This window comes from Companilactobacillus versmoldensis DSM 14857 = KCTC 3814 (assembly GCF_001434295.1).
GTDB classification, from domain to species: Bacteria; Bacillota; Bacilli; order Lactobacillales; family Lactobacillaceae; genus Companilactobacillus; species Companilactobacillus versmoldensis.
The window spans coordinates 34,300-57,404 of the sequence record NZ_AZFA01000006.1 but is presented as its reverse complement, the minus strand read 5'-3'; the positions used below and the strand labels follow the sequence as shown (position 1 = coordinate 57,404).

The following is a 23,105-nucleotide window of genomic DNA, read 5'->3' as shown; positions in this document are numbered from 1 at the left end:
TTTTTCTATCACACTTAATTTGAGTTGATGTTATTTTGCTCTATTCTTAAAAATAAAGGATTTTGAAAAGATGAAGTTTCCAATGATCGCCAAAATTTGACCAACGATCTTACTACCAGTTCCGTTGGCGGCTAATAAGGAAATACCAACCCACAAAGTGGCAGCTTCGATCAAATAAGTTAAGATCCGTGTGCCATAAAAAGCAAGCATTTCTTGAAAAGCTGTATTTGATTTATGCCGGAAAACAATCACACGGTCGACCCAAAATCCGACTTGGACACCGAGAAACCAAGCGACGATATTGGCCAATTGATAATTTAAACTCATTAATCGATACAAAATGAAAAATGTTCCTAAATTGACGACGACAGAAATCAATCCCCACAGTAAGTAACGAACAACTTGTTTCGGATTGCTTTCTTCGACGGGATCTGACGGAGCTGGGAAAGTATTCCCCGCATCATTGATCCCCTCAGAAACATCAGTGATGATGGTATCTAATTTACTTTTGTCATCTAAAGGTGCTTGATTGTTCATTTCCCTTACCCCTTTCTGTTAGTCTCAGTTTAATTCTAAACCTTTTCAAACATATAATCGAGCCACCTTAATTTAAAAAGCAAAAAACCATTTTGCCTTTTTTGCAAAATGGTTTAATAATCATTTATTTAATCTAGCTTGTAAGCTTGCAATCTGTTTTCTAATTTTTACTCCGTTGTCAGTGTCAGCAACAGTCTTACGCTTAGCTGATTGTTCAATGACTCGTTTAGTAGAGACAACGTCTGTTAAATCTGCAATAGCTTTAGCACGTGTCGTGAATGGTTCATGAGTAACTAATTGGAACCCATAAGAATTTGACAACAAAGTGTAGCCACCGATACCGGTCGCTTTGTGATAAGGCTTTGACATTCCACCATCGATAACGAAGATCTTTCGATTGGCCATGATAGGCGAATGACCTAGTTTAACTGGAGTATGACCATTAATAATGTGGCCATCATCAGGGTCGAGGCCGAATTCCTTCAATAATTCATCCGCAAACCATTCTTCTTTTCTTAATGAATAGTATGCATTCTTCGGTTCTTTATGAAGTTCTTTGTTTTCGACGAAATAACGTTCAAAGGTCGTCATCGATTCCTTACCAAACAATGGTGACATCTTACCAGTCCACAAATACCAGATGATATCTGAATCAAGACTTTCCTCTGTCGTTGGATTTTGGAAGTCTTCTTTCAAAGTTTTCTCAAAGAAATCAAACAATGATTTTCCTGAATAAGTCTTGCCATCAACAGTCCAGCTTTGCATACTACCATCTTCATTGACGGGAACACAGCCGTGAAGTAACAAATTGCCATTATATTTGAGATACATGGAACCGTAATTCATCATGAACGACATATGATAACGCAACTTTGGGGAGTCGATAAACTGCCTTATCAACTCATCGAGAATATTTTGCTCCTTACCCGTCAGCTTGTACGGATCATCTGGATCGACCAGCTGGAAGCAGCCATTAGTGACTGGATAACTTTGGCCATTAATCTCAATGGTCTTGCGGTCTTTGGAAAGTCGATGTAATAACATGCGATTTTCCATGTCAAACTCAGGCCGATTCTTGATCGTCTGGCCTTCCATTTTGAACTGCATGATGGCCATCGCTTGTTGGACCGTATTGTCGTACAAGGAATCGTCGCTAGGGATGTTATCACCCGTATCAGATCTAGGTGTGAAGGCAGGCTGCGGTTGATAATTGTTAGCGGCGAATTCCTTCAGGTCTGAAAGGTCGATACCATATGTGTCAGTCAGCAGACGCAGATTATTGTAGCGGGCACTGATCCGGATCAGATTAGCCATACACAATTTGGATCCAGCTGTACTACCGATCCAGAGGATATCATGATTGCCCCACTGAAAATCCAGGCTACCCCAGCGATTCATCAAATGGTCCATGATCAGATCAGGATGCGGACCACGGTCGTAAACATCACCAATAATATGCAGATGATCGACCACCAAACGCTGAATCGTATGACAAGTCGAAATGATAAATTGGTCAGCCATATCTAACTTAATAATGTTATCCATGACTTCTTGATAGTAACTACGCTTGGTGAAATCATTTTGGTCAGAATAAAGTAATTCCTCAGTGACATAGACGAAATCACTCTTGATTGCCTTTCTGACTTTCGAGCGTGTATATTTGATCGAGGTGTAACGCAGCATATCGATCAACTCATTAAAAACATCGAAATACCATTGATTCAAATCGGCTTCATTGGTAAATTGTTGCTTGATCTGACTTAAAATTTCAGATGGATAATAAATTAAAAAAGCAAATTTTTTCTGACGATCCTCGGTAAGGCGGCCGGTAAACAACTCAGCAATTTTTTGACGAGTATTTCCGGAGCCATTCCTCAATATATGGGCAAATTCATCGTATTCACCATGGATGTCACTCACGAACGCTTCAGTCCCCTTTGGCAAATTAAGAATCGCGGAAAGATTGATAATTTCAGATTTGATTTCATTATCGTTTGTGAAATTTTTCTTCATATCCAAACCTAGACCTCTCTTTAGCAAGATTATTGTAAACGCTTAACTAATTGTACCACTCAAGCATATACCAATGATAATTGAATTCTTAGTATCACAATATTTTTTGAGTTACAATAATTGCATGGGGGTGTTTATATGAATTATTCTTTGAATTCAACTGTAACTCTTAATAATGGTGTCAAGATGCCACAACTTGGATTAGGTGTTTGGAAAGTTAATAATGCTGGTGCCTCTCAATCTGTTCAATGGGCAATCAAGCATGGGTACCGTGCAATTGATACAGCCAAGCAATACGGAAATGAGGCTGGTGTCGGTGATGGATTGACCAAAGCTCTCGCCGAAAACAGTTTGAATCGTGAAGATATATTCTTAACCACAAAGATTTTTAATGGTGATCAAGGCTATCAATCAACTCTCGATAACTTCGAGAACCAATTGAAACAACTACAAACGAATTACGTCGATATGTTGCTGATCCATTGGCCAGTCGACGGTTCATACATTGATACTTGGAAAGCTTTAGAGAAAATTTATCGTGATGGTAAGGCTAGAGCCATTGGAGTATCAAATTTCAACGTCTCAAAACTTGAAGACATCATGTCGATCTCTTCTATTAAACCAGTGGTCGATCAAATGGAGTTCAACCCCGTTTGCCAAGATGAAGATATCAAAGAATTTTGCGATAAAAATAATATTCACTTGGAAGCTTGGTCACCACTAGGTGGCGGACGTGTCTTGAAGGATGAAAGATTACAAAAGCTTGCTGACAAATATAATAAGAGCGTCGCTCAAATAATTTTACGTTGGGACTTACAACGCGGTGTTATCACTATCCCTAAGTCAGTTCACGAAGAAAGAATCGTTCAAAATGCTGATATTTTCGACTTTGAATTAAGTGACGATGACGTTGCTGAAATCAATGGTTACGATAATGATGACCGCAGCCTTTGGTACGGTGGTTTCTTCTGGCATGGCAATCCTACCGGCTATAAAGACGGCGTCGAAGAATGGGATGACACAAAGGATTTTGTTAAATAGAAAATAAAATAGACAAATAAAATAGACAAATAAAATAGACAAATAAAGGGATACGTCAAATGACGTATCCCTTTTTGAATCTAAGTTAACCATTCAGTCTAATTTTTCTTCCGACGAGGAATAAAAGCTAGGCTTGATACAGAAGCAATAAATATTGCGATTCCAGCCCAAATAGTAGAACTATTGGAACGTTCACCTGTTTGTGGCAATTTAGCAGTTGTCTTAGCTGGTGTCTTACTAATAGCACTAAAACTGTTGTTTGTTAATTCTTCAGGTAGAACAGTTTGTGTGCCAGCTGTAACTGGTGCTTTACCATTGCTTACAGGATTAGAGATTAGACCAGATCCACTAGGTTCCTTTTCTGATTCAGAAGGAACTGGTGCACCTTGGTTTGAACCTTGTGTTCCAGGATTTGAAGCATTTGGTTTGTTGGATTCATTTGATTCATTAGTATTTGGCTTGTTGGATTCATTTGTTTCTGGTTTGTTGGGTTCTGTAGCAGTACCCTCATCTTCACCAGGTTTGTTCTCATCTTGTTTGTTTGGCTCTTGAGTTTCCTCATTACCATTCTCATCAGGTTTGTTTTCGTCTGGTTTGTTTGGCTCTTGAGTTTTTCCATTACCATTCTCATCAGGTTTGTTTTCATCTGGTTTGTTTGGCTCTTGAGTTTCCCAATTACCATTCTCATCTGGTTTGTTTGGTTCTTGAGTACCTTCATTACCATTCTCATCAGGTTTGTTCTCATCTGGTTTGTTTGGTTCTTGAGTACCTTCATTACCATTCTCATCAGGTTTGTTTTCGTCTGGTTTGTTTGGTTCTTGAGTTTCCCCATTACCATTCTCATCAGGTTTGTTTTCATCTGGTTTGTTTGGTTCTTGAGTACCTTCATTACCGTTATCAGGGTTCTCTGGTTTTACCGGTTGTTCCGGATTGGCCGGTTGCTCTGGATTAGCTGGTTGTTCCGGATTCGTTGGTTGCTCCGGATTCGTTGGTTGCTCCGGGGTAACGACTGGTGGTGCTCCTCCATCACGTTCGACTGAGGCTTCAGCCTCGCCGGTATTTCCAGTATCGTCACTATATTGAATCAAGTTATCGAAAGTATCCGCCCCGGTCGGATCATTAGTTTTTGTTGAATACGTCAATGATAAGTCACCAACAAATCCACCATCAGCTTTGATAGTAAAGGAACGAACGCCTACTGATTCGGTGATTGGAATGGCAAAGCCTTTAGCATCGTACATTCTAGCACTCTTAGGCACATATGACTGATTTGGGCTCAACGTATCAGTCAAAACTGGATTATTAAGCGAGTTCCCATTTGATAAAATTTGAACTGTCCAATTAATAATCGTATTATCACTGCCTTCTTCCCAAACACCTGTCTTGCTCAGGATAACTGGTGCCAAGGGTTCATTGTGCACCGGTGTAGCACCCTTTACTGATAAATGAATATAACCATTACGGTTAAGATTATTTATTTGTAAAACCTTATTAAGGGTTACTAATCCTGTGTGTGCACCTGCAAGGACGGTCGCAGATCCGATATCTTCATTTTCAGGACTATACATCGTAAAGGTTTCATCTTCAGGGACTTGGACATTCATCGGAATCTGGAATGTCATCGTATCCCCTGCTTTAACGATGGTTAAATTGGAGATGGTCCAGTTATAATCAACTGTGTAATCTTGATCATCCGGCAGTTCAGTCGCTTGCGACATAATATTATTACTCGAATCATGAATAACCGCACTTGCTCGATTGAGACCTCTGACGCCTGGAAGTTCCCGAGCTTGACTGACAGAAGTTGTCCCCACTAATACCAGTGTCAAGGCAGCTAACGTGGCCAGCAACCATGCAAAAATTTTTTTCATAAATAAATCCTTCCTAATCACCCCTAAATATCCCAATAATCAATATCTAACACTGTAATTTAGCATGCTTTAGAGCTATTGTGCTAGCAAATTGTTCATAAAGATTGTCATAAAAAATATGAATTTTGGACAACAAAAAAGGCGCTATTAAGCGCCTTTAGGAAAAATTATTCTTTGCGTAAACTTTTTGGATTCAAGATCATATTTAAAATAATCGCTGAAAAACTTCCGACAACTAATCCGTTGTTCAAGATTGTTTGAAGTGTTGAAGGCAAGAAATGTAAGAGATCCGGTTGGACTGTGACGCCCAATCCTAATCCAATTGCGATCGCCATGATCAGCAAATTACTGTTCGTCATCTTCACCTGTGACAGCATCTTGATTCCCTGAGCACCGACCATACCAAACATGATCAACATTGCTCCACCAAGGACTGAATTAGGGATCAAGGTAGCGATTGCTCCGACCTTTGGTACTAATCCTAATATTATTAATAGAAAAGCTGAAAAGTATACCGGACGATTCTTTTTGATACCTGACAATTGCACGATAGCAACGTTTTGCGAAAATGTTGAATATGGGAATGTATTGAAAACCCCACCTAAGATAGCTGCGATACCTTCGGAAGCATAACCACGTTGCATGTCATTTTTCGATAGGTCACGTTTAGTTACTTGTGCTAATGCATAATAAACACCAGTCGATTCGATCATACAGGTCAAAGCTGCCAATAGCATGATGACGATCGATGACCATTCAAATTTTGGTGTTGAAAAATAAAACGGAATTGGCACTTGGAACCAGTGGGCACTGCTGACAGTTTGAAAGCCAATCTGTCCCATGAAGAATGCGATGATATAACCAGCTACGATACCGATCAGAACCGCTATCTGCTGAATGAAACCGCGTCCCCAAATCGTGAAGACGATGATAATCAACGCAGTAGCGAAACCTAAGATCAAATCTTGAGGACTACCAAAGTTCTTGGCTGTGGCATCTCCACCACCGATATTTTGAAAAGCAGTTGGGATCAAAGTAAAACCAATTAGTGTGATCAACGAACCCGTTACAACGGGTGGGAAAAATCTTTGTAAATTCGCGAATAATTTCGAAATCAATAAAATAAAAATCCCGGCGATGATGATCGCACCGTACATATATGCCACTCCGAAGTGATGTCCAACGTTTTGTAGAGGCGTTACATACTCAACAGCTGAGCCTAAAACAACTGGCAAACCAATACCAGTCAATGGTGTTCGTTTGATCTGCAGTAATGTGGCGACCCCACACATGAAAATATCCACTGAGATCAAGTAAGTCATTTGAGTCGCAGTGAAACCTAAGGCCCCACCAATTAAAATGGGCACCAAAATATCACCTGAGTACATTGCCAACAAATGTTGGAAACCGAGGATCAGGTTCTTAAAAAAGCCATCCTCATTTTTATCCATTTTTAAATCCATAATTGCCCCCTATTAATTTCAAGAATTATATCATCTTTTTTAGTAAATATAAAAGTACGTGACAATAAAATTTCTGATGTCTATGCTAAAATGAAATTATATTTATTTAGGAGGATTCCACAAAAATGAAAAGAAATCATTTAGAGGATGCCTGTACCTCCATTCTTGTTGGTAAAAATGCCAGCATCGATGGTTCTACAATGATTGCAAGAAACGATGACACTTTCGATCCAATCAATCCCCAAAATTTTGTCATGCATCAAGCTGTTAAAGGTGAAAAAGGCCGTAAGGTCAAATCATATCTCAACAAGTTTGAAGCTGAACTACCAGAGGATAATTACAAATGGCCAGCCGTTCCTAACGTTGACTATAAAACATTGGGTTACTACGACGAAAGTGGTATCAATGGCGTCAACGTAGCCATGTCAGCTACTGAAAGTACTTATGGTAACGAACGTGCCTTAGCCTATGATCCCTTGATCAAAGATGGCATGGACGAAGATGTTATCGTCCGTATGGTACTACCCTTCGTTGACTCAGCCAAAGCAGCTGTTTCAAGAACTGGAGAATTGATCAAGCAATTCGGTTCACCAGCAGGAAACTCGTTGTTATTCAGTGATAAGGACGACATCTGGTACATGGAAATTGTGACAGGTCATCACTGGGTTGCCCAACGCATCCCTGATGACAGTTATGCCATCGCTGCTAATCGCGTTTCGATTCAACAAGTTGATTTTAATGATCCTAGCCAATTCATGTGGTCTGAAGGAATCCAAGAATTCGTTGAAGAACATCATTTGAATATTGATAAAACCGGCTTCGACTTCCGTCACATTTTCGGGACAACCAATTTAAAAGACCGTCACTACAACACTTCACGTGTTTGGTATGGTCACAAATATTTCAACCCAGAAATTGACGAAGACCCAGAAGACGGCGATTTACCATTCATCATGAAGACTGACCATAAGATCAATGTCGAAGATATCGAATATATCTTAGGCTCACACTACAACGAAACTTCTTACGATCCGTACAGTCCCGACGCTTCTGACGATGACAAATACCGTTATCGTCCAATCGGCTTGAACCGGACACAAAATTCACACGTTCTTCAAATCAGAAATGACGTTCCTAAAGAATACGCTGCAATTATGTGGCTCTGCGTCGGCTTTCCAGCCTTCTCACCTTACATCCCGTTCTATACAAATATGGACGAAACTCCTGAATCATATCACGACGTTTCAGAAAAATTTGAGATCAAGGATGCCTACTGGATGTATAATGCCCTATCAATGCTAGTTGAATCGCATTACACTGAATTCATTCAAGCAAACACTGACTATATAACTGAATGTCGTCAAGATCTCCGCATGGCTATTGAAAAAACTGATCAAGCTGCCAAAAATTATTCCGGTGACGAACTCAGTGCTTTCTTAACTAAGCAAAACGATCAATTGGTCGACCAAATGACCGATAAAGCACATAAATTAATGGACGACTTGTTCATTCAAGGCATCCGTTTATCTAAGTTGACCTTCGACATGGATAAAAATTTATAATCGCAAAACTTGTGATTATGACGTCAATAAAATAATTTACTGCTAGGATCATTTTTCCAAATGGTACTGAGCATACGAAAAGACACTTTAGAATAAATCTAAAGTGTCTTTTCTATTACTCTGGATCTGCTTCTAAGTCATTATCTACTGGTTCACTCGGTTCAATCGATTGTTCGAGGTCAACGTGTTTGACTGAGTAGAACATGTAGATCAGTAAACCAATGACTAACCAGCCGGCGTAATTCAAGTAAGCACTCAGCGGTAAATTGAATAATAAGAATGCACAAACGATCATCGAAAGGATCGGGATCGTGTAGCCAAACGGTACTCTGAATGGCCGTTTCAAATCTGGGCGCTGACGTCTTAAGAGAATTACCATCAAGGAGATAAGGAAGAAGACGCAAAGTGATCCGACGTTGGCAAAAGTGGCCAGATTTTTGATATCCAATAATCCCGCACAAATAGCGGTGATCAGACCGATCAACCAAAGTGCTTTATTGGGACTACCTGTTTTATTATTCAAAACTGCTAACTCTTTAGGTAAGAAACCGCCACGGCTCATTGACATCATTACGTTTGAAGAGGCATATATGAAGGCTAAAACCACGGCGACGATACCTAAGATTGCTCCGGCAGAAACAAATTGAGCGGCTATATTATGTCCTTTTTCTAGCAGAACAAAGGACATTGCTTCGGAAACATTCAACCTGCCATAAGGGATGAATCCGGTCATAACTAAACTAACTAAAACATACATTAAAGTTGCGACTACTAAAGAAATCATGATTGCTCTAGGGAGAGTTTTTTGGACATTTTTTACTTCTTCAGCAGAGGTTGCTAAGGGATCAAACCCGAGGAAGGCAAAGAAGACGGTCGAGGCACCCGCAAATACTCCGGACATTCCAAATGGTAAGAATGGTTTCCAATTGCTTTGATCAATATCAGAGAATCCAACAATAACAAAGAGAACGATTATGGCAATTTTGACGAGTACTAAGACATTATTAAGCTGTTTACTTTCACTAGTCCCTCTGGTCAAGATCAAGGTAACTAAGAAAATCATGATGACAGCGGGCAGATTAATAATCCCACCATTGAACGGTGAAGTCAGCAGTGCTTGGGGGATGTTCCAGCCAAACTCAGCAAGGAACGAATGCACGTAGCCTGACCAACCATTGGCAACTGTAGCAGTGGTCGTGATATAAACACCTAATAACGTCCACCCTGCAAAAAAGGCGACAGTTTGACCGATCGACGCCCATGCATAGACATAGGCACTTCCGGAATTAGGGATACTAGTCGTTAATTCCGAATAACACAGACCAATCAAACCACTGGCAAGTGCGGCGATCAAAAAGGAATACACAACACCGGGACCAGCATCTGTTGCAGCAACTATCCCAGTGAGGACTAAAATCCCGGTACCGATAATGGCACCAATACCTAAGATCGATAAATCAAACAAGCCAAGGGTTTTCTTACGATTGTCTTTACTAGCATTGGCTAGTAAGACATCAATATCTATCTTGTTGCTTTTTTGGGTCATGACATTGACGGTGTAGATGAGGAGAATGGTGCATATGGCATTTTCAAGCTCTCAGCTACGGCTTTTTCTGTCAATTTACCATCGAATGTATTGATTCCTGTAAAGACTGTATTATTCTTTGATGCGTAAGCTAACCCTTGACTAGCAATTTGGAGAGCATATGGCAATGTGGCACTTGATAGAGCTTATGTAGCTGTCTTTGGAACAGCACCAGGAATGTTAGCAACTGTGTAATGGATCACGTCATGTGATACGAAGACTGGGTCATCGTGAGTAGTAGCTTTAGTACTAGTTTCAAAGATACCACCTTGATCGATCGGAATATCAACGATAACTGAACCAGCCTCCATGCTTTCGATCATTTTTTCACTAACTAATTTTGGAGCTGCAGCACCGGGGATCAAAACAGCTCCGATAACTAAATCTGATTTTTTAAATGCTTGGGCAATATTATGAGAATTTGAGATCATCGTTTGGATTTTACCGTCAAAAATGTTTTCGATCTCAGCTAAACGAGCAGCATTTATATCGAGAATCGTTACATTAGCACCTAATCCAATCGCAATCTTAGCAGCGTTGAATCCAACTGTTCCGGCACCAATAACAGTAACCTCACCACGTCTAACACCTGGTACACCAGCCAATAATAGACCTTTTCCACCGTTAATTTGTTCAAGGAAGTGGGCTCCCACTTGGACTGACATTCGTCCAGCAATTTCACTCATTGGAACTAGTAATGGCAAGCCACCACGTGGTCCGACCATTGTTTCATAACCAATCGAAGTCGTCTTAGCTTTCAACAATTCCTCTGTCAAAGGTTTGTTGGCAGCTAAATGAAGATAAGTATAAATAATTAAATCATCGCGGAAATATTTGTATTCAGTATCAAGCGGTTCTTTGACCTTGATGACCATGTTACTGTCCCAAGCATCTTGAGCAGTTCCGATAGTAGCACCCATTTCTTGATACTGTGAATCTGGATAGCCTGATCCTAATCCGGCATTTGTCTCAACAACTACCTTGTGACCTGCCTGAACCAAATTTGCAACACCCGCAGGGGTCATCCCTACACGTTCTTCGTGATTCTTAATTTCTCTAGGTATACCAATTATCATGATAGAGCCCCCTTAAATTATGAAATCGCTTTCTAAGTGCAAATAGAGTATAGCAAGATTTTATAACTTTCACAATATATTTTTACGGTCAAATATGAAATAATTTAAATTTATTATTGTTATAACAATAATCATATTGATTTATCAGGTAAAAATCACGACCACAACATATTAAAAACTTCACAAATATGACTTGTTGACGTCAAACTGGTATTATTAGATATACCGATTAATTTTTTTGGCAATTTTTAACCACATTTGCTTATGAAACTGTATAATAGGCATATTGGTTTTTTATATAACATGGAGGAGTTTTATGGACGAGACAAAAAAGGTCAAGAAAACCTTGAACAAAGGTTTCTTTCTTGCGTTAATCGCATCTATCACCTGGGGTATTTCTGGGGCTGTTCAACAAATCGTAGCGAAGGATATGGCAATCCCTGCTATGTGGTTTGTAGGAGTTAGAACCCTCGCCGCCGGAGTTATTTTATTAGTAATTGCATTTTTCGTTCGACCAAAAAAAGAATTCTTTTCAATCTTTAAATCTTGGAAAGACACTTTAACCTTGATTGCTTTTTCAATTTTTGGATTGTTTTTAAATATGTACACTTTCTTCTACGCCATCCAAGGTGGTAATTCATCGACTGCAACTATTTTGCAGTACTTGTCACCGCTATTCATCATGCTAGGCTCGATTGTCTTTTTCCATAAAAAAGTTCTCAGAGTTGACGTGATTTCTTTTGCATTAGCACTTGTCGGTGTAGCATTGTTGATCACTCGTGGCGACTTCTCCCACTTAGCTATTCCTTTCTCAGCTGTTTTATGGGGAATTGGTAGTGGTATCACGGCTGCTTTGTATGTCGTTATCCCGCAAAGACTGATTGCTAATCATAATGGACTATTAGTTACTGGTTGGGGTATGTTCATCGCTGGTATCTTCTCGAACTTTTTCCACCCAGTTTGGGTCAATGTACCTCACCTATCGACCAAAGGTTTGTTGGGTGTCATCGGGGTTATTTTATTGAGTAATGTCATTGCCTTCCTATTAATGGTCTTCAGTACGAAGTACACAACCGCTGCAACCATCAGTATCACAGATGCAGTTCAACCATTCACGACACTTGTTTTGAGTGTTCTCTTCCTATCTTTAGCAGTAAACTTTGCAGAAATCGCTGGTGCTGTTATAGTTGTGGTAGCAATCTACGTATTGAACCGCTTTGATACCAATACTAAGTAGCAAAGGAGATTTCTAATATTTATGAAAATTTTTGCTTATGGAATTCGTGAAGATGAAAAATCATCGATTGAAAATTGGAAAAGCGCGAATCCCGATGTCGAAGTTGACTATACTGATCAAACCTTGACTCCCGAAACTGCCACTTTGGCTAAGGGAGCTTCTGGGATAGTTACACTTCAGACAACTCCTTATGAACGCGAATCTCTCAAGATCCTTAAGGACGAAGGAATCAGTAACATTTCCATCCGTAACGTCGGATATGACAATTTTAACTTTGATGACTTGAAAGAATTTAATTTTAAATTATCAAATGTTCCAGTATATTCACCCAACGCCATCGCTGAACATGCTGTCTTATTGATTGGTAGATTGCTCAGACGGATACCTGAAGTCGATACTAAATTCGACAATGGCGATTTCACTTGGGCCCCAACTATCGGTAAAGAATATCGTGAACAAACCGTTGGTGTGATCGGAACTGGTCACATTGGCCGCGTAGCTATTCAAATGCTACAGGGCTTTGGGGCGAAGGTCATCGCTTATGATGTTTATCATAATGAAGCAATCGAAAAGCAAGGTCTCTATGTCGACACTCTTGAAGAACTATATCAACAAGCTGACGTCATCACCTTGCATGTACCATTGACTTCTGATAATGCCTATATGATTGATGAAAAAGCTATCGAACAAATGAAAGATGGAGTTTACTTGATCAATTGCGCTCGTGGTGAATTGATCAGTAATGATGCTTTGATCAAGGGACTCGACAGTGGCAAAATTGCTGGTGCCGGACTCGACGTTTTAGATCATGAAAACAATGTTTTTGGTAAAAAATGGGGTAGTATCAACAACTTGCCTGATCCAACCATTAAAAATTTGGCTGAAAGACAAAACGTCATCATTACTCCCCACAACGCTTTTTATACTGAAACAGCTATCTGGAATATGATCGAAGTTTCTTTCGATTCAAATAAAGATTTAATTGAAGGTAAGATTCCTGATACCCTCGTTTACTCCAAGAAATAATTTCTTGGAGTTTTTTTATTGTCAATTGTCCAAAATAGTTATGAAAGATTATAATTGTCTTAAATAATCGTGGAGGTTTAGATATGGTTGAAAAATACAAAGCAGAAATAGTTCCTTTAAATGAAGCAAAAATCGGTAAAAAGCCGCATGGCACAGCTACATTTACTGTTACTGGCAACAACTTAGATATCAAGATCGAAATGAATGACACACCTGAAAACACCCAACATTGGGAACATTTCCATGGTTTCCCCGATGGCAAAGATGCCCAAATTGCGACTATAGAACAAGACAAAAACGGCGATGGTTTCGTTGACTTACCAGAAACCGAACCAGTTTCAGGAACAACAATGGTACCTTTCAATGACGCACCCGAAGAAATGGACATGCCTAATGACAAGTATCCCGTTTCTGATGAAAATGGCCATTTCGAATATCAACGCGTCGTCCCACTCGATATTTTGGAAAAGAAGTTCCAAGAAGCCTTTGGTGATTCAAAATTAAATTTGGATAAACGTGTGATTTATATCCACGGTGTCCCTGACAGCCTTGAGTTGCCGGATTCAGTTGCTGGAGCAGTCGGTGACTATGACGCTCATACCACCTTGCCGATTGCCGTTGGTAAGATCAAAAAAATTTAAATATAGATGCAAATAGCACTATCCTTCTCAAATGAAGGATAGTGCTATTTTTTTAATAATTTATCTAGAGGAGATGTTACATTGTTGCAAATTTTTCTTTGATAGTATTAGCAGAATTGGCTAGCTTAGCTTCTTCAGCGTCAGTCAATTTCACTTCATTAACGTACTCGATACCATTTTTGCCAACCACAGCTGGTTGACCTAAATAAGTATCATATTTGGAATTATATGAAGAAACAGGACATTCGAGTTGAGCATCCGACAAAACTGCTTGAGCTAGTTTGATGGCACAAGTTGCGATTCCAAAGCTGGTATAACCTTTACCAGAAAAGACAGCCCAGCCACCTTTTCTGATTTCTTCTTCTAAAGCATCGTAATCTAGTTTTTTGCCATTGGCTTTGGCAAAGTCGACTAAGGGATGATTATTGACTCTGACCGTCGACCAAGCAACAAATTGTGACTCACCATGTTCACCCATCACGTAACCAGAAACATTCTTATAATTAACACCAAATTGCTCAGCGACGACTCTTTGCATTCTGGCAGTATCAAGAAATGTCCCTGTCGCCATGCACTTAGAAGTTTCTACTCCAGCCGTGCGTTGCAAGTAATGAGCAATCGCATCACAAGGATTCATCGTATCGATCAATACTCCATGAAAGCCTGACTGAGCAATCTTTGGAGCAATATCTTTAACGATATCACGTGTATATTCGAACTCGGCCCAACGATTGCCATCATTATGCTGTAAGGAACCAATATTTCCTGAAGTAATAAATAATATATCCGCATCAGCTAATTTTTGGTAATCTTGAACTTTGATATGTGTGGTCGTATCAAGCCTTGCCTGGCAATCTTCCAGGTCAAGTTGCTCAGCAACTGCTTTTTTCTCATTGGAATCAATCAAGACCAGCTCGTCAGCAATTCCTTTAGTTACCAACGTATAAGCAATAGTGACACCGACATGACCAACACCAATAATCCCAAATTTTCTCATTATAATTCACTCCTAATATTTACTATTCGACTTGTTGAACCCAACCTTCTGGTGCTTCTTCGGTTCCGAATTGGATTCCAGTTAAAGTATCGTAAAGTTTCTTAGTAACGGGGCCAACTTCAGTTTCACTATAGAAAGTATGAAGATTACCATTATGTTCTAGTCCACCGATTGGTGAAATTACGGCAGCAGTACCGCAAGCACCGGCTTCTTTGAACTGGTCGAGATCGTTAACGTCGATCTTTTCTTCTGAGGCGCCAAGACCTAGACGGTTCTTAGCAAGCCAGAGTAAGGAATATTTAGTGATACTTGGTAAAATTGATGGTGACTTAGGAGTCTTGAAGACGTCATCTTTGGTGATCCCAAAGAAGTTAGCTGAACCAACTTCTTCTATATAACGGTGTTCAACTGGGTCAAGGTAAACACAGTCGGCGAAACCATCTTTGTGAGCTTGGTCTCCAGGTAACAAACTGGCAGCATAGTTACCACCAACTTTCGATTGACCAGTTCCTTTATGAGCGGCACGGTCATATTGTGAAGTTGTAAAGTCAACTGGTGTTAGACCACCTTTGAAGTAGTTACCTACTGGTAGAGCAAAGATAGTAAAGATATATTCTGGAGCAGCGTGAACACCGATAACGCCACCAGTACCGATGATCAAAGGTCTGATATATAAGGTACCACCTGTCCCGTATGGGGGAACAAAGTCTGCATTAGCTTTAACAACCTCTTTGACTGCCTCGACAAATTTGTCTTCTGGAAAGACAGGCATCAAAAGTCTTTCACATGAATCCTTTAATCTAGCAGCATTTCTATCTGGTCTGAACAGTTGGATATGATTATCGGGCGTCCGATATGCTTTCATACCTTCAAAAGCTGCTTGTCCATAATGGAGTACTGGTGAGGCTTCACTAATATGAAGTGTACTATCTTCAGTCAAACCAGCATCTTGCCATTTGCCATCCTTCCAATGGGCTGTAAAACGATAAGGTAAGTCCATATATTCAAATCCTAAATTTTTCCAATCTAATTTTGATGCATCTGCTTTTGCCATACGATTATCTCCTCTTGATACTAAATATTCACTCACTTCTAGAAAACAAAAAAGATGACCATGTTGAATAAATCAACTTGGCCATCTTTATTAGTCACCTTCTCGAGTATCTAAACATCGTTGATGAAGGGGGTTAACAAAGCCCAAGTTGATCTGCAAAATAATCACGACAATAATAATAATTGACAAGTTGAACATGTTGGTTACCTCCTACATAAATTAGCTTAGATTAGAGAAAGATTAGAACTAAGTTGTATTTATCGTATAACCGCCCCCTTGCATTGTCAACATTTTTTTATTCGAATATTAAATTCTTTATTAAAGGCCTAGCGGCTGTTGCTTTACGTATTAAGACTTTTTTCAAAAAATAAATATTTTTTATATGACCGAAAACATACTAATAATGTCGGTCTAAAAAGTGCTCTAATTTTATAAAATAAGTCAGCTTATAAGCTTGACATTTTATAATTTAAATTTAATAATGCATCCAACAAAACTTGGAGGCGGTATTTATGAAATATACAGTACTAGGTGCAGGCGCAATGGGTCTGCGATACGGAGTTCTATTACAAGAGGCTGGCTTTGATGTCGACTTTGTCGAGATCTGGCAACCCGAGATTGATAAGATCAATGAGCAAAAGATTGATAAGATCAATGAGCAAAACGGCGTTTATGTCTCACGTGACCACAAAGACAAACATCTAGTGCCAATTAACATTTATACCCCTGAAGAATATCAAGGAGATCCTGATGTTTGGGTAGTTTTCACTAAACAAATGCAATTAGCAGATGCACTTAAACGAACAGCACATGCATTCAAAGATCATCAATATGTTCTCTCACCAATGAACGGGATGGGACACATCGAAAAATTGAACAATTACTTCGATAAACAACGAGTTATCGGTGCGACTGCACTGATTGGCACGGTCTTAAACGGACCTGGAGATGTTGATTTTATCGGTGCCAAAGGTGCCGGCAGTATGAACATGGCAAATGAAACTGAAAAACCTGATGAAACGACTAATCAAATCGTCGAAGATTTCACGAAAGCCAATCTGAATCCGACTTTGACGACTAATTTCTTAGGCACATTAATGGCTAAAGTTATCTTCAATTCAGTCGTTAATACCCTTTGTACGATGTTTGAGATCCAAATGGGAGAATTTATCCAATCACCAGTCGCCGAAAAACTCAGCCGACAATTGATCAACGAAGCTTTTGATGTCTGTGAACGTGCTGGTATCAAATTGCTCAACAGCCGTGAAGAAGAATGGCAAACGGTCAAATTTGTCAGTACCACAACTAATCCACTTCACTATCCTTCTATGTATCAAGATATGTCCAAAGGACGTAATACTGAAGTCGACTACATCAACGGCTATATCTATGAACTCGGCCTGAAATACCATTATGAAGCATCGACTCATGATTATTTAAGAAATCTAGTTTATCTAGCAGAATTTGCTCGTGATTTCGATCCAAAGACTTTAACCGAAAAGGTCACTGTCTAATTTTATTTTCAAGTCAAAAAAGTCCCGGTAATTCAATTATGAATTATCGAGACTTTTTTTGACCGCTTACAAATTTACCAAATTGCGTTAAACTTAAAACAATTAATTATTAGAAAAAATTAATTAATCTAATATATTTATCTATGAAAGAGGGATCACAATGAAGATTTTCCTATACGGCATTCGTGAGGATGAAAAAAGTTATTTAAATGAGTGGGATCAAGCTCATCCTGGTGTCGAGATCAACTATACAGATGATATTTTCACCTCAGAAACAGCTCAACTAGCTAAGGGATCAGACGGAGTCGTCATGGTTCAAACACAGCCCTACCAACGTGAAGCTTTAAAGAAACTCCACGACCTTGGTATCAGCAAGATATCCGTTCGTAACGTTGGCCTAGATGGTTTTGACTTTCAAGACTTACGCGACTTCAATTTCTCACTGACATATGTCCCCGTTTATTCACCAAATGCTATCGCAGAACACACAACCGGCTTGATCTTACGCCTTTTAAGACGAGTACCAGAATTCGACAAAAAATTTGCTAACGCAGATTTTCGTTGGTTCCCAACCATTGGTGAAGAGATCCACGGTAAAACCGTTGGTGTCATCGGAACAGGCCACATTGGTTCAGTCGTCGTCAGGATCATGATGGCCATGGGTGCAAAAGTCGTTGCCTACGATATCGCCCCTAACCCAGCCTTAGAAAATCTTGGTATTTATGTCGAAACACTTGATGAATTGCTCGAACAATCTGACATCATTACCATCCATACCCCTTTGGCCAAAAAAGATATCCATATGATCGACCAAACAGCTTTTGACAAGATGAAAAAAGGTGTAATATTCATTAACGCCGCTCGTGGAGGCTTGGTAGACACAGATGCCTTGATTACAGCCTTAGACAGCGGAAAAGTCGGCGGTGCAGGCCTCGATGTTCTAGAGAGTGAGAATGATGTTTTTCAGAAGAAGTTCGATAGTATCAAAGACGTCAAGGACCCACAGTTCCAAGCTCTGATCAACCGCGACAACGTTATCATAACGCCACATACAGCTTTCTATACAACTACTGCTGTCCATAATATGATTTTTGATTCACTAAATGACAACTTAAAAATGCTTGAAGGAAAAGCTCCAAAATATCCCGTTGATATTTCCGAAAATTAAAATTATTTTCAAAAGTTATTTGACAAATAGTTTTTTTGGTCGTATATTTATCAGCAATCAATTAAAAGTTGTTTAACTTTATTAGACGCTGAAGAGAAGAGTAGGATTATTTACTAGTTTTTTAGCGACCGTCAGACAGTGAAAGGACGGAACGAACGATGATCCGAACATGAGCTCGGAGTCTTACTTAGGTGCAAGCCAAAAGTACGCAAGGATGCGATATCATCCCGGACATGAAAATGTGTCGTTGAGGTATTTTGTGTAAGCAAAATATGAATTAGGGTGGTATCACGGTGAAATCGTCCCTACTAGCAGAGAAATTCTGTCTAGTAGGGACGATTTTTTTTTAAAAAAATTCAAAAAGTTATAACAACTTATCAATACAATCAGGAGGAATCATTATGACAATCACAAAACAAAAAATCGGATTTCAACATGTAGGTAGCTTTCTAAGACCAGCTGAACTCAAGCAAGCCAGAGCTGACTATGAAGACCACAAAATCGATCATGATCAACTTAGAACGGTCGAGGATGAAGCGATAACTAAATTGATCGAGCAACAAAAGCAAGCTGGATTAGATTACGCCACTGATGGAGAATTTCGTCGTTCATATTGGCATCTTGATTTCTTCTGGGGCTTTGAAGGTGTAAAACACACCCATATCGGCGAAGGTTACGACTTTTCCGGAGGTCGTTCTCGAGATGATACAGCTGTTTTGAACGATAAGATCCGCTTCGACCCTGAGACTCATCCTTTCATCAAAGATTTCAAATTCACCAAAGCAGTCACAGACGATATTGGTGGCATTTTACCAAAACAAACTATCCCCGCACCTGCCCAACTCTACCGAGAATTGACACGTGGTGAAAATCAACAAGCTCTTGATCGGATTTATCCCGATAAAGAGGAATTCTATCAAGATGTCGAAAAAGCTTATCATGACGCCATCATAGCCTTCTATAACGAAGGGGCTCGAGTTATCCAGCTGGATGATTGTTCTTGGGGACGACTTTTAGATCAGAAATTCTTATCAACAGACGAAGGTAAGAAACTAGTCGCAGAAAATGTTCAAGACATCTATCTCAAATTAAACAATGGTGCTATTACTGATTTACCAGATGATTTGATCATCAATACTCACGTTTGTCGGGGCAACTTCCACTCCACTTTCTTATTCTCAGGTGGATACGACAACGTTGCCGACAATCTCTTCGGTAAAGAAAATGTTGATACTTATTTCCTTGAATACGATTCCGACCGTTCAGGAAATTTTGCCCCACTTGCCAAAGTTTCTGGTGATAAACGTGTCGTTCTAGGTTTGATTACCTCAAAGACCGGTGAACTCGAAGATAGAAACGTCATCATCGACCGCATCAAGGAGGCAAGTCAGTATTTGCCACTCGACCGTCTTTGGTTATCAACTCAATGTGGCTTCGCCTCAACAGAAGAAGGCAACGTCATCACTGAAGAACAACAATGGGCCAAATTAAAACTTGTCAAATCAATTCAAGACGAAGTCTGGGGCTAACGAAAAGGAGGAACGGACTATGACACTAACTAAACAAAAGATCGGCTTCCAACACGTTGGAAGTTTCTTGAGACCAAATGGCTTGAAACAAGCTCGCAAGGCTTATGAAGATGGATTTTTCACTCAAAAAGACTTAACTGAGATTGAAGACGAAGCCATCAAAGACTTGATCATCAAAGAAAAGGAAGTTGGTCTAAAGTATGTCACTGACGGCGAGTTCCGTCGCTCATACTGGCATCTAGACTTTTTCTGGGGCTTTGAAGGAGTCGAGCATATCCACTACGGCGAAGGCTATCATTTTGCTCACGAGGAGACCCGCGACGACACCGCTCGATTATCCGGTAAAATCAGCTTTAACCCAATCACCCATCCCTTCATCCGTGACTTCGATTTCGTTAAGTCAGTGGCCGATTCCGTCGGCGGCGTCCTGCCCAAACAAACTATCCCTGCCCCATCACAACTTTATATCGAATTGATCCGTGGAGAAAATTTAAAAACAGTCAATGAATTTTATCCTAATCACCAAGATTTACTTGATGACATCGTCAGCGCCTATCATGACGCGATCATCGCTTTATACGATGAAGGAGCACGTGTTATCCAACTGGACGACTGTTCTTGGGGATTGTTCCTTGATGATGCCTTTTTAAAGACTGAGGACGGCCAAGCTTATCTCAATTCTGGCATCCAAGATACCTTGCTAGCTTTGAATAACGGTGCCATTCGTGGATTACCCGACGATTTGACGATCAACACTCACGTTTGCCGTGGCAACTACCACTCTGATTTTGCTTTTTCTGGTGGCTACGCTCCAGTTGCTGAGACTTTATTCGCTAAAGAAAATGTCAATAGTTACTTCCTCGAGTATGATTCAAAACGAGCTGGTGGCTTTGAACCATTAGCCAAGGTATCTGGTGACAAAAATGTTGTTTTAGGATTATTGACGACTAAATCAGGCAAATTGGAAAATCGACAAGATATTATTGATCGTGTCAATGAAGCTAGTCAATATATCCCTCTAGATAGGCTGTGGCTATCGACTCAATGTGGCTTTGCTTCAACTGAAGAAGGCAATATTTTGACCGAAGAACAACAATGGAAAAAACTAAAATTAGTTAAGTCGATCATCGACGAAATTTGGGGTCCTTAATTATTGAAAACGTTTACATAATGTGCTATAAAGGAGATAGGGAACAGAATACGTTGTCTATGTCTGGAGGTGCCAATTATGTGGAACTTAATAGCAGATATCTTTAACGGTATTGTAGATTACACGATCAAGTTTGATTGGGGATTTCGCGATGATGACGAACACAAGTAACTTACAAATCCGTAAGACAAATGTAAGCAGAATAGATGTAGAACCAAATTAAAAAACTTTAGTATATTTTTCAGGAGGTAGCTATCAAATGAAAAGTCTACTAAAGTTTTTATTGATTTCAGCATTAATTATAGGGGGTTCATATTTGGGGGCTTGCTTATACACAAAGGACCGGACTGACCAGTTCTCACAAGCACTAGGTCAATATAATTTCTTAGTCAAACGTGAACCACGATACGTTAAAATAGATAACAGTAAAGGCCAAGATGAAGCCGGCTTTGGAAATTACGAATATACTTTGACTAGTTATGACGCTGACGGTCATCCCCACCAAGCTAAATTTACCGGGATGGGGAAATTGAAACAAGACCATTACTTAAAATTAGATACTAAAGGCGCCTATGTATATTCTTATGAAGAAGCCTTCAAAAATAATATGCCCAAAAAAGCTTTTAGCAAATTACAATCTGAATAAAACATCCCCGCCGATCATTAGATTCATCCCTAACGATCGACGGGGTATTTATTTTGGTATCAAAAAAAGCCATCTCACAAAGAGATGACTTCTGATCTAAAATTATTTAATTTTAGCATTTTAAATTCCAAATTATTTAGCAGCTTTTTCGTCACGGCTCTTCAAAAAGTCGATAACTTTTTGTGTTTGTGCCTTACGAGTTTCTGTGTTAGTGGCATTAACGGGACGGCGGTGACCTGTCATACCTTTATGTGTATTTTGTGACATCTGAAATCCCTCCTCCCTTTCTTTTTTTTTAATATCAACCATACCATTATAAATGGATTGACCAGATTATTCAACCAATTTTTTAAGGTTAGTCAATTGTAACCATTACCAAAGAGATTCGGTCCCAAATATCAATAACATTGCTGATTTCAAATTATTTTAACATAGAATTTTTTGAAGGTAAATTTATCTAGTCACTTGTTCCAACCAAGCGTTCAAATCTTGATGGCCCTCAAATCCCTTGATAACATCTAATTTGCCAGCAGATTTTTTGAAACTAGCTTCATAACCATCGTAGGAACCAGCATCGGTATAAACTGGTGCTACTTGACCAGAAAATCCTTGGATATCGTTCAAAAAACTCATCACCGGTGTAGAAATAGCTCCACTCCAGACTGGTCCACCCACAAGAACTAAATCGTAGTCATTCAACTTCTCAACTTGTTCAACCACCTCAGGTAAATCATTATTAGCCAGTTGTCGTTTAGAAATATCTGAAGTCTTGTTCATATCATTCGAGAACGTGTTATCAGGTACTTTTATTTCAAAAATGGTACTACCAGGAACTTGCGAGTTTATCTGTTGAGCCAGCCTTTTTGTGGTCCCTGACCATGAGTAATATGCGACTAAAACCTTTTTTGCCATAATATCTTGATCTCCCCTACTATCTTTTAAAACCATCATAGTCGTTCTAGTGAGCTCGAAGTCAAGAATTTTCGGAAATTAAA

At 39.5% G+C, this 23,105-nt stretch carries 19 protein-coding genes and 1 pseudogene; 10 read left to right on the top strand and 10 right to left on the bottom strand.

The annotated features are described in order from the left end of the window. Positions 1 to 30: 30 nt before the first annotated feature. Both FC27_RS04580 and FC27_RS04575 read right to left on the bottom strand, forming a co-directional pair. Complete coding sequence (locus tag FC27_RS04580) at positions 31 to 537, bottom strand: GtrA family protein (protein WP_010625273.1); 507 nt, start codon at positions 535 to 537, stop codon at positions 31 to 33. A 120-nt stretch (positions 538 to 657) separates the two neighbouring features. Next, complete coding sequence (locus FC27_RS04575) at positions 658 to 2,550, bottom strand: fructose-bisphosphatase class III (RefSeq protein ID WP_029508235.1); 1,893 nt, start codon at positions 2,548 to 2,550, stop codon at positions 658 to 660. 138 nt (positions 2,551 to 2,688) lie between these two features. On the opposite strand from FC27_RS04575, the gene FC27_RS04570 reads away from it, so the two are divergent. Next, entirely contained in the window at positions 2,689 to 3,591 is a 903-nt protein-coding gene (locus FC27_RS04570) for an aldo/keto reductase (protein WP_010625275.1), read from the top strand. Positions 3,592 to 3,689: 98 nt separating this feature from the next. Here the strand turns inward: FC27_RS04570 and FC27_RS04565 are convergent, their stop codons facing one another. After that, positions 3,690 to 5,462: an Ig-like domain-containing protein gene (locus FC27_RS04565; RefSeq protein ID WP_056938073.1), complete on the bottom strand. Its 1,773-nt coding sequence runs from the start codon at positions 5,460 to 5,462 to the stop codon at positions 3,690 to 3,692. Between the two features lie 167 nt (positions 5,463 to 5,629). Continuing rightward, complete coding sequence (locus FC27_RS04560; RefSeq protein WP_010625278.1) at positions 5,630 to 6,925, bottom strand: nucleobase:cation symporter-2 family protein; 1,296 nt, start codon at positions 6,923 to 6,925, stop codon at positions 5,630 to 5,632. 125 nt (positions 6,926 to 7,050) lie between these two features. On the opposite strand from FC27_RS04560, the gene FC27_RS04555 reads away from it, so the two are divergent. Then, positions 7,051 to 8,487 (top strand): C69 family dipeptidase, encoded by a 1,437-nt coding sequence (locus FC27_RS04555; protein ID WP_010625279.1) that lies wholly within the window; start codon positions 7,051 to 7,053, stop codon positions 8,485 to 8,487. Between the two features lie 115 nt (positions 8,488 to 8,602). On the opposite strand, the gene FC27_RS04550 is transcribed toward FC27_RS04555, so the two are convergent. Together FC27_RS04550 and ald are read right to left on the bottom strand one after the other, a co-directional pair. Beyond that, complete coding sequence (locus FC27_RS04550; RefSeq protein WP_010625280.1) at positions 8,603 to 10,033, bottom strand: APC family permease; 1,431 nt, start codon at positions 10,031 to 10,033, stop codon at positions 8,603 to 8,605. Next, a pseudogene (ald, locus tag FC27_RS04545) lies at positions 10,030 to 11,148 on the bottom strand (alanine dehydrogenase). The gene FC27_RS04550 and the pseudogene ald overlap by 4 nt, the downstream one beginning before the upstream one ends. A 316-nt stretch (positions 11,149 to 11,464) precedes the next feature. On the opposite strand from ald, the gene FC27_RS04540 reads away from it, so the two are divergent. The 3 genes from FC27_RS04540 to FC27_RS04530 all read left to right on the top strand — a co-directional run bounded on the left by FC27_RS04540 (position 11,465) and on the right by FC27_RS04530 (position 14,052). Continuing rightward, positions 11,465 to 12,385: a DMT family transporter gene (locus FC27_RS04540; protein ID WP_010625281.1), complete on the top strand. Its 921-nt coding sequence runs from the start codon at positions 11,465 to 11,467 to the stop codon at positions 12,383 to 12,385. Positions 12,386 to 12,406: 21 nt separating this feature from the next. Next, complete coding sequence (locus FC27_RS04535) at positions 12,407 to 13,411, top strand: D-2-hydroxyacid dehydrogenase (RefSeq protein ID WP_010625282.1); 1,005 nt, start codon at positions 12,407 to 12,409, stop codon at positions 13,409 to 13,411. A gap of 83 nt (positions 13,412 to 13,494) precedes the next feature. Further along, positions 13,495 to 14,052, top strand: coding sequence for a hypothetical protein (locus FC27_RS04530; RefSeq protein WP_010625283.1), 558 nt, complete (start codon positions 13,495 to 13,497; stop codon positions 14,050 to 14,052). Positions 14,053 to 14,128: 76 nt separating this feature from the next. Here FC27_RS04530 and FC27_RS04525 read toward each other — a convergent pair whose 3' ends face one another. Further along, complete coding sequence (locus FC27_RS04525; protein WP_010625284.1) at positions 14,129 to 15,049, bottom strand: L-lactate dehydrogenase; 921 nt, start codon at positions 15,047 to 15,049, stop codon at positions 14,129 to 14,131. 22 nt (positions 15,050 to 15,071) lie between these two features. Further along, positions 15,072 to 16,103, bottom strand: a complete 1,032-nt coding sequence (locus FC27_RS04520) for a branched-chain amino acid aminotransferase (protein WP_010625285.1) — start codon at positions 16,101 to 16,103, stop codon at positions 15,072 to 15,074. Positions 16,104 to 16,615: 512 nt separating this feature from the next. On the opposite strand from FC27_RS04520, the gene FC27_RS04515 reads away from it, so the two are divergent. The 5 genes from FC27_RS04515 to FC27_RS04495 all read left to right on the top strand — a co-directional run bounded on the left by FC27_RS04515 (position 16,616) and on the right by FC27_RS04495 (position 22,110). Continuing rightward, the gene (locus tag FC27_RS04515) at positions 16,616 to 17,617 is read left to right on the top strand and encodes a ketopantoate reductase family protein (protein WP_010625286.1); all 1,002 of its coding nucleotides are present in this window, start codon (positions 16,616 to 16,618) and stop codon (positions 17,615 to 17,617) included. A gap of 160 nt (positions 17,618 to 17,777) precedes the next feature. Further along, entirely contained in the window at positions 17,778 to 18,785 is a 1,008-nt protein-coding gene (locus FC27_RS04510) for a D-2-hydroxyacid dehydrogenase (RefSeq protein WP_010625287.1), read from the top strand. Between the two features lie 401 nt (positions 18,786 to 19,186). Further along, positions 19,187 to 20,314, top strand: coding sequence for a 5-methyltetrahydropteroyltriglutamate--homocysteine S-methyltransferase (locus tag FC27_RS04505; RefSeq protein ID WP_010625288.1), 1,128 nt, complete (start codon positions 19,187 to 19,189; stop codon positions 20,312 to 20,314). A gap of 19 nt (positions 20,315 to 20,333) precedes the next feature. Beyond that, on the top strand, positions 20,334 to 21,464 hold the full coding sequence (locus FC27_RS04500; RefSeq protein ID WP_010625289.1) for a 5-methyltetrahydropteroyltriglutamate--homocysteine S-methyltransferase: 1,131 nt from the start codon (positions 20,334 to 20,336) through the stop codon (positions 21,462 to 21,464). Positions 21,465 to 21,780: 316 nt separating this feature from the next. Beyond that, a complete protein-coding gene (locus FC27_RS04495; RefSeq protein WP_235699666.1) occupies positions 21,781 to 22,110 on the top strand; it encodes a YxeA family protein in 330 nt (109 codons plus the stop codon). Between the two features lie 132 nt (positions 22,111 to 22,242). Here the strand turns inward: FC27_RS04495 and FC27_RS12140 are convergent, their stop codons facing one another. Together FC27_RS12140 and FC27_RS04490 are read right to left on the bottom strand one after the other, a co-directional pair. Further along, positions 22,243 to 22,377 (bottom strand): hypothetical protein, encoded by a 135-nt coding sequence (locus tag FC27_RS12140; protein WP_010625291.1) that lies wholly within the window; start codon positions 22,375 to 22,377, stop codon positions 22,243 to 22,245. Positions 22,378 to 22,563: 186 nt separating this feature from the next. Next, positions 22,564 to 23,022, bottom strand: a complete 459-nt coding sequence (locus FC27_RS04490; RefSeq protein ID WP_010625292.1) for a flavodoxin — start codon at positions 23,020 to 23,022, stop codon at positions 22,564 to 22,566. Between the last annotated feature and the right edge of the window lie 83 nt (positions 23,023 to 23,105).

Coding starts and splice junctions, on each gene's coding strand:
- FC27_RS04520 (WP_010625285.1), bottom strand. CDS start 16,103: ATGGCAAAAGCAGATGCATCAAAATTAGATTGGAAAAATTTAGGATTT.
- FC27_RS04575 (WP_029508235.1), bottom strand. CDS start 2,550: ATGAAGAAAAATTTCACAAACGATAATGAAATCAAATCTGAAATTATC.
- FC27_RS04515 (WP_010625286.1), top strand. CDS start 16,616: ATGAAATATACAGTACTAGGTGCAGGCGCAATGGGTCTGCGATACGGA.
- FC27_RS04530 (WP_010625283.1), top strand. CDS start 13,495: ATGGTTGAAAAATACAAAGCAGAAATAGTTCCTTTAAATGAAGCAAAA.
- FC27_RS04500 (WP_010625289.1), top strand. CDS start 20,334: ATGACACTAACTAAACAAAAGATCGGCTTCCAACACGTTGGAAGTTTC.
- FC27_RS12140 (WP_010625291.1), bottom strand. CDS start 22,377: ATGTCACAAAATACACATAAAGGTATGACAGGTCACCGCCGTCCCGTT.
- FC27_RS04510 (WP_010625287.1), top strand. CDS start 17,778: ATGAAGATTTTCCTATACGGCATTCGTGAGGATGAAAAAAGTTATTTA.
- FC27_RS04535 (WP_010625282.1), top strand. CDS start 12,407: ATGAAAATTTTTGCTTATGGAATTCGTGAAGATGAAAAATCATCGATT.
- FC27_RS04490 (WP_010625292.1), bottom strand. CDS start 23,022: ATGGCAAAAAAGGTTTTAGTCGCATATTACTCATGGTCAGGGACCACA.
- FC27_RS04540 (WP_010625281.1), top strand. CDS start 11,465: ATGGACGAGACAAAAAAGGTCAAGAAAACCTTGAACAAAGGTTTCTTT.
- FC27_RS04565 (WP_056938073.1), bottom strand. CDS start 5,462: ATGAAAAAAATTTTTGCATGGTTGCTGGCCACGTTAGCTGCCTTGACA.
- FC27_RS04525 (WP_010625284.1), bottom strand. CDS start 15,049: ATGAGAAAATTTGGGATTATTGGTGTTGGTCATGTCGGTGTCACTATT.
- FC27_RS04570 (WP_010625275.1), top strand. CDS start 2,689: ATGAATTATTCTTTGAATTCAACTGTAACTCTTAATAATGGTGTCAAG.
- FC27_RS04560 (WP_010625278.1), bottom strand. CDS start 6,925: ATGGATTTAAAAATGGATAAAAATGAGGATGGCTTTTTTAAGAACCTG.
- FC27_RS04550 (WP_010625280.1), bottom strand. CDS start 10,033: ATGACCCAAAAAAGCAACAAGATAGATATTGATGTCTTACTAGCCAAT.
- FC27_RS04505 (WP_010625288.1), top strand. CDS start 19,187: ATGACAATCACAAAACAAAAAATCGGATTTCAACATGTAGGTAGCTTT.
- FC27_RS04580 (WP_010625273.1), bottom strand. CDS start 537: ATGAACAATCAAGCACCTTTAGATGACAAAAGTAAATTAGATACCATC.
- FC27_RS04555 (WP_010625279.1), top strand. CDS start 7,051: ATGAAAAGAAATCATTTAGAGGATGCCTGTACCTCCATTCTTGTTGGT.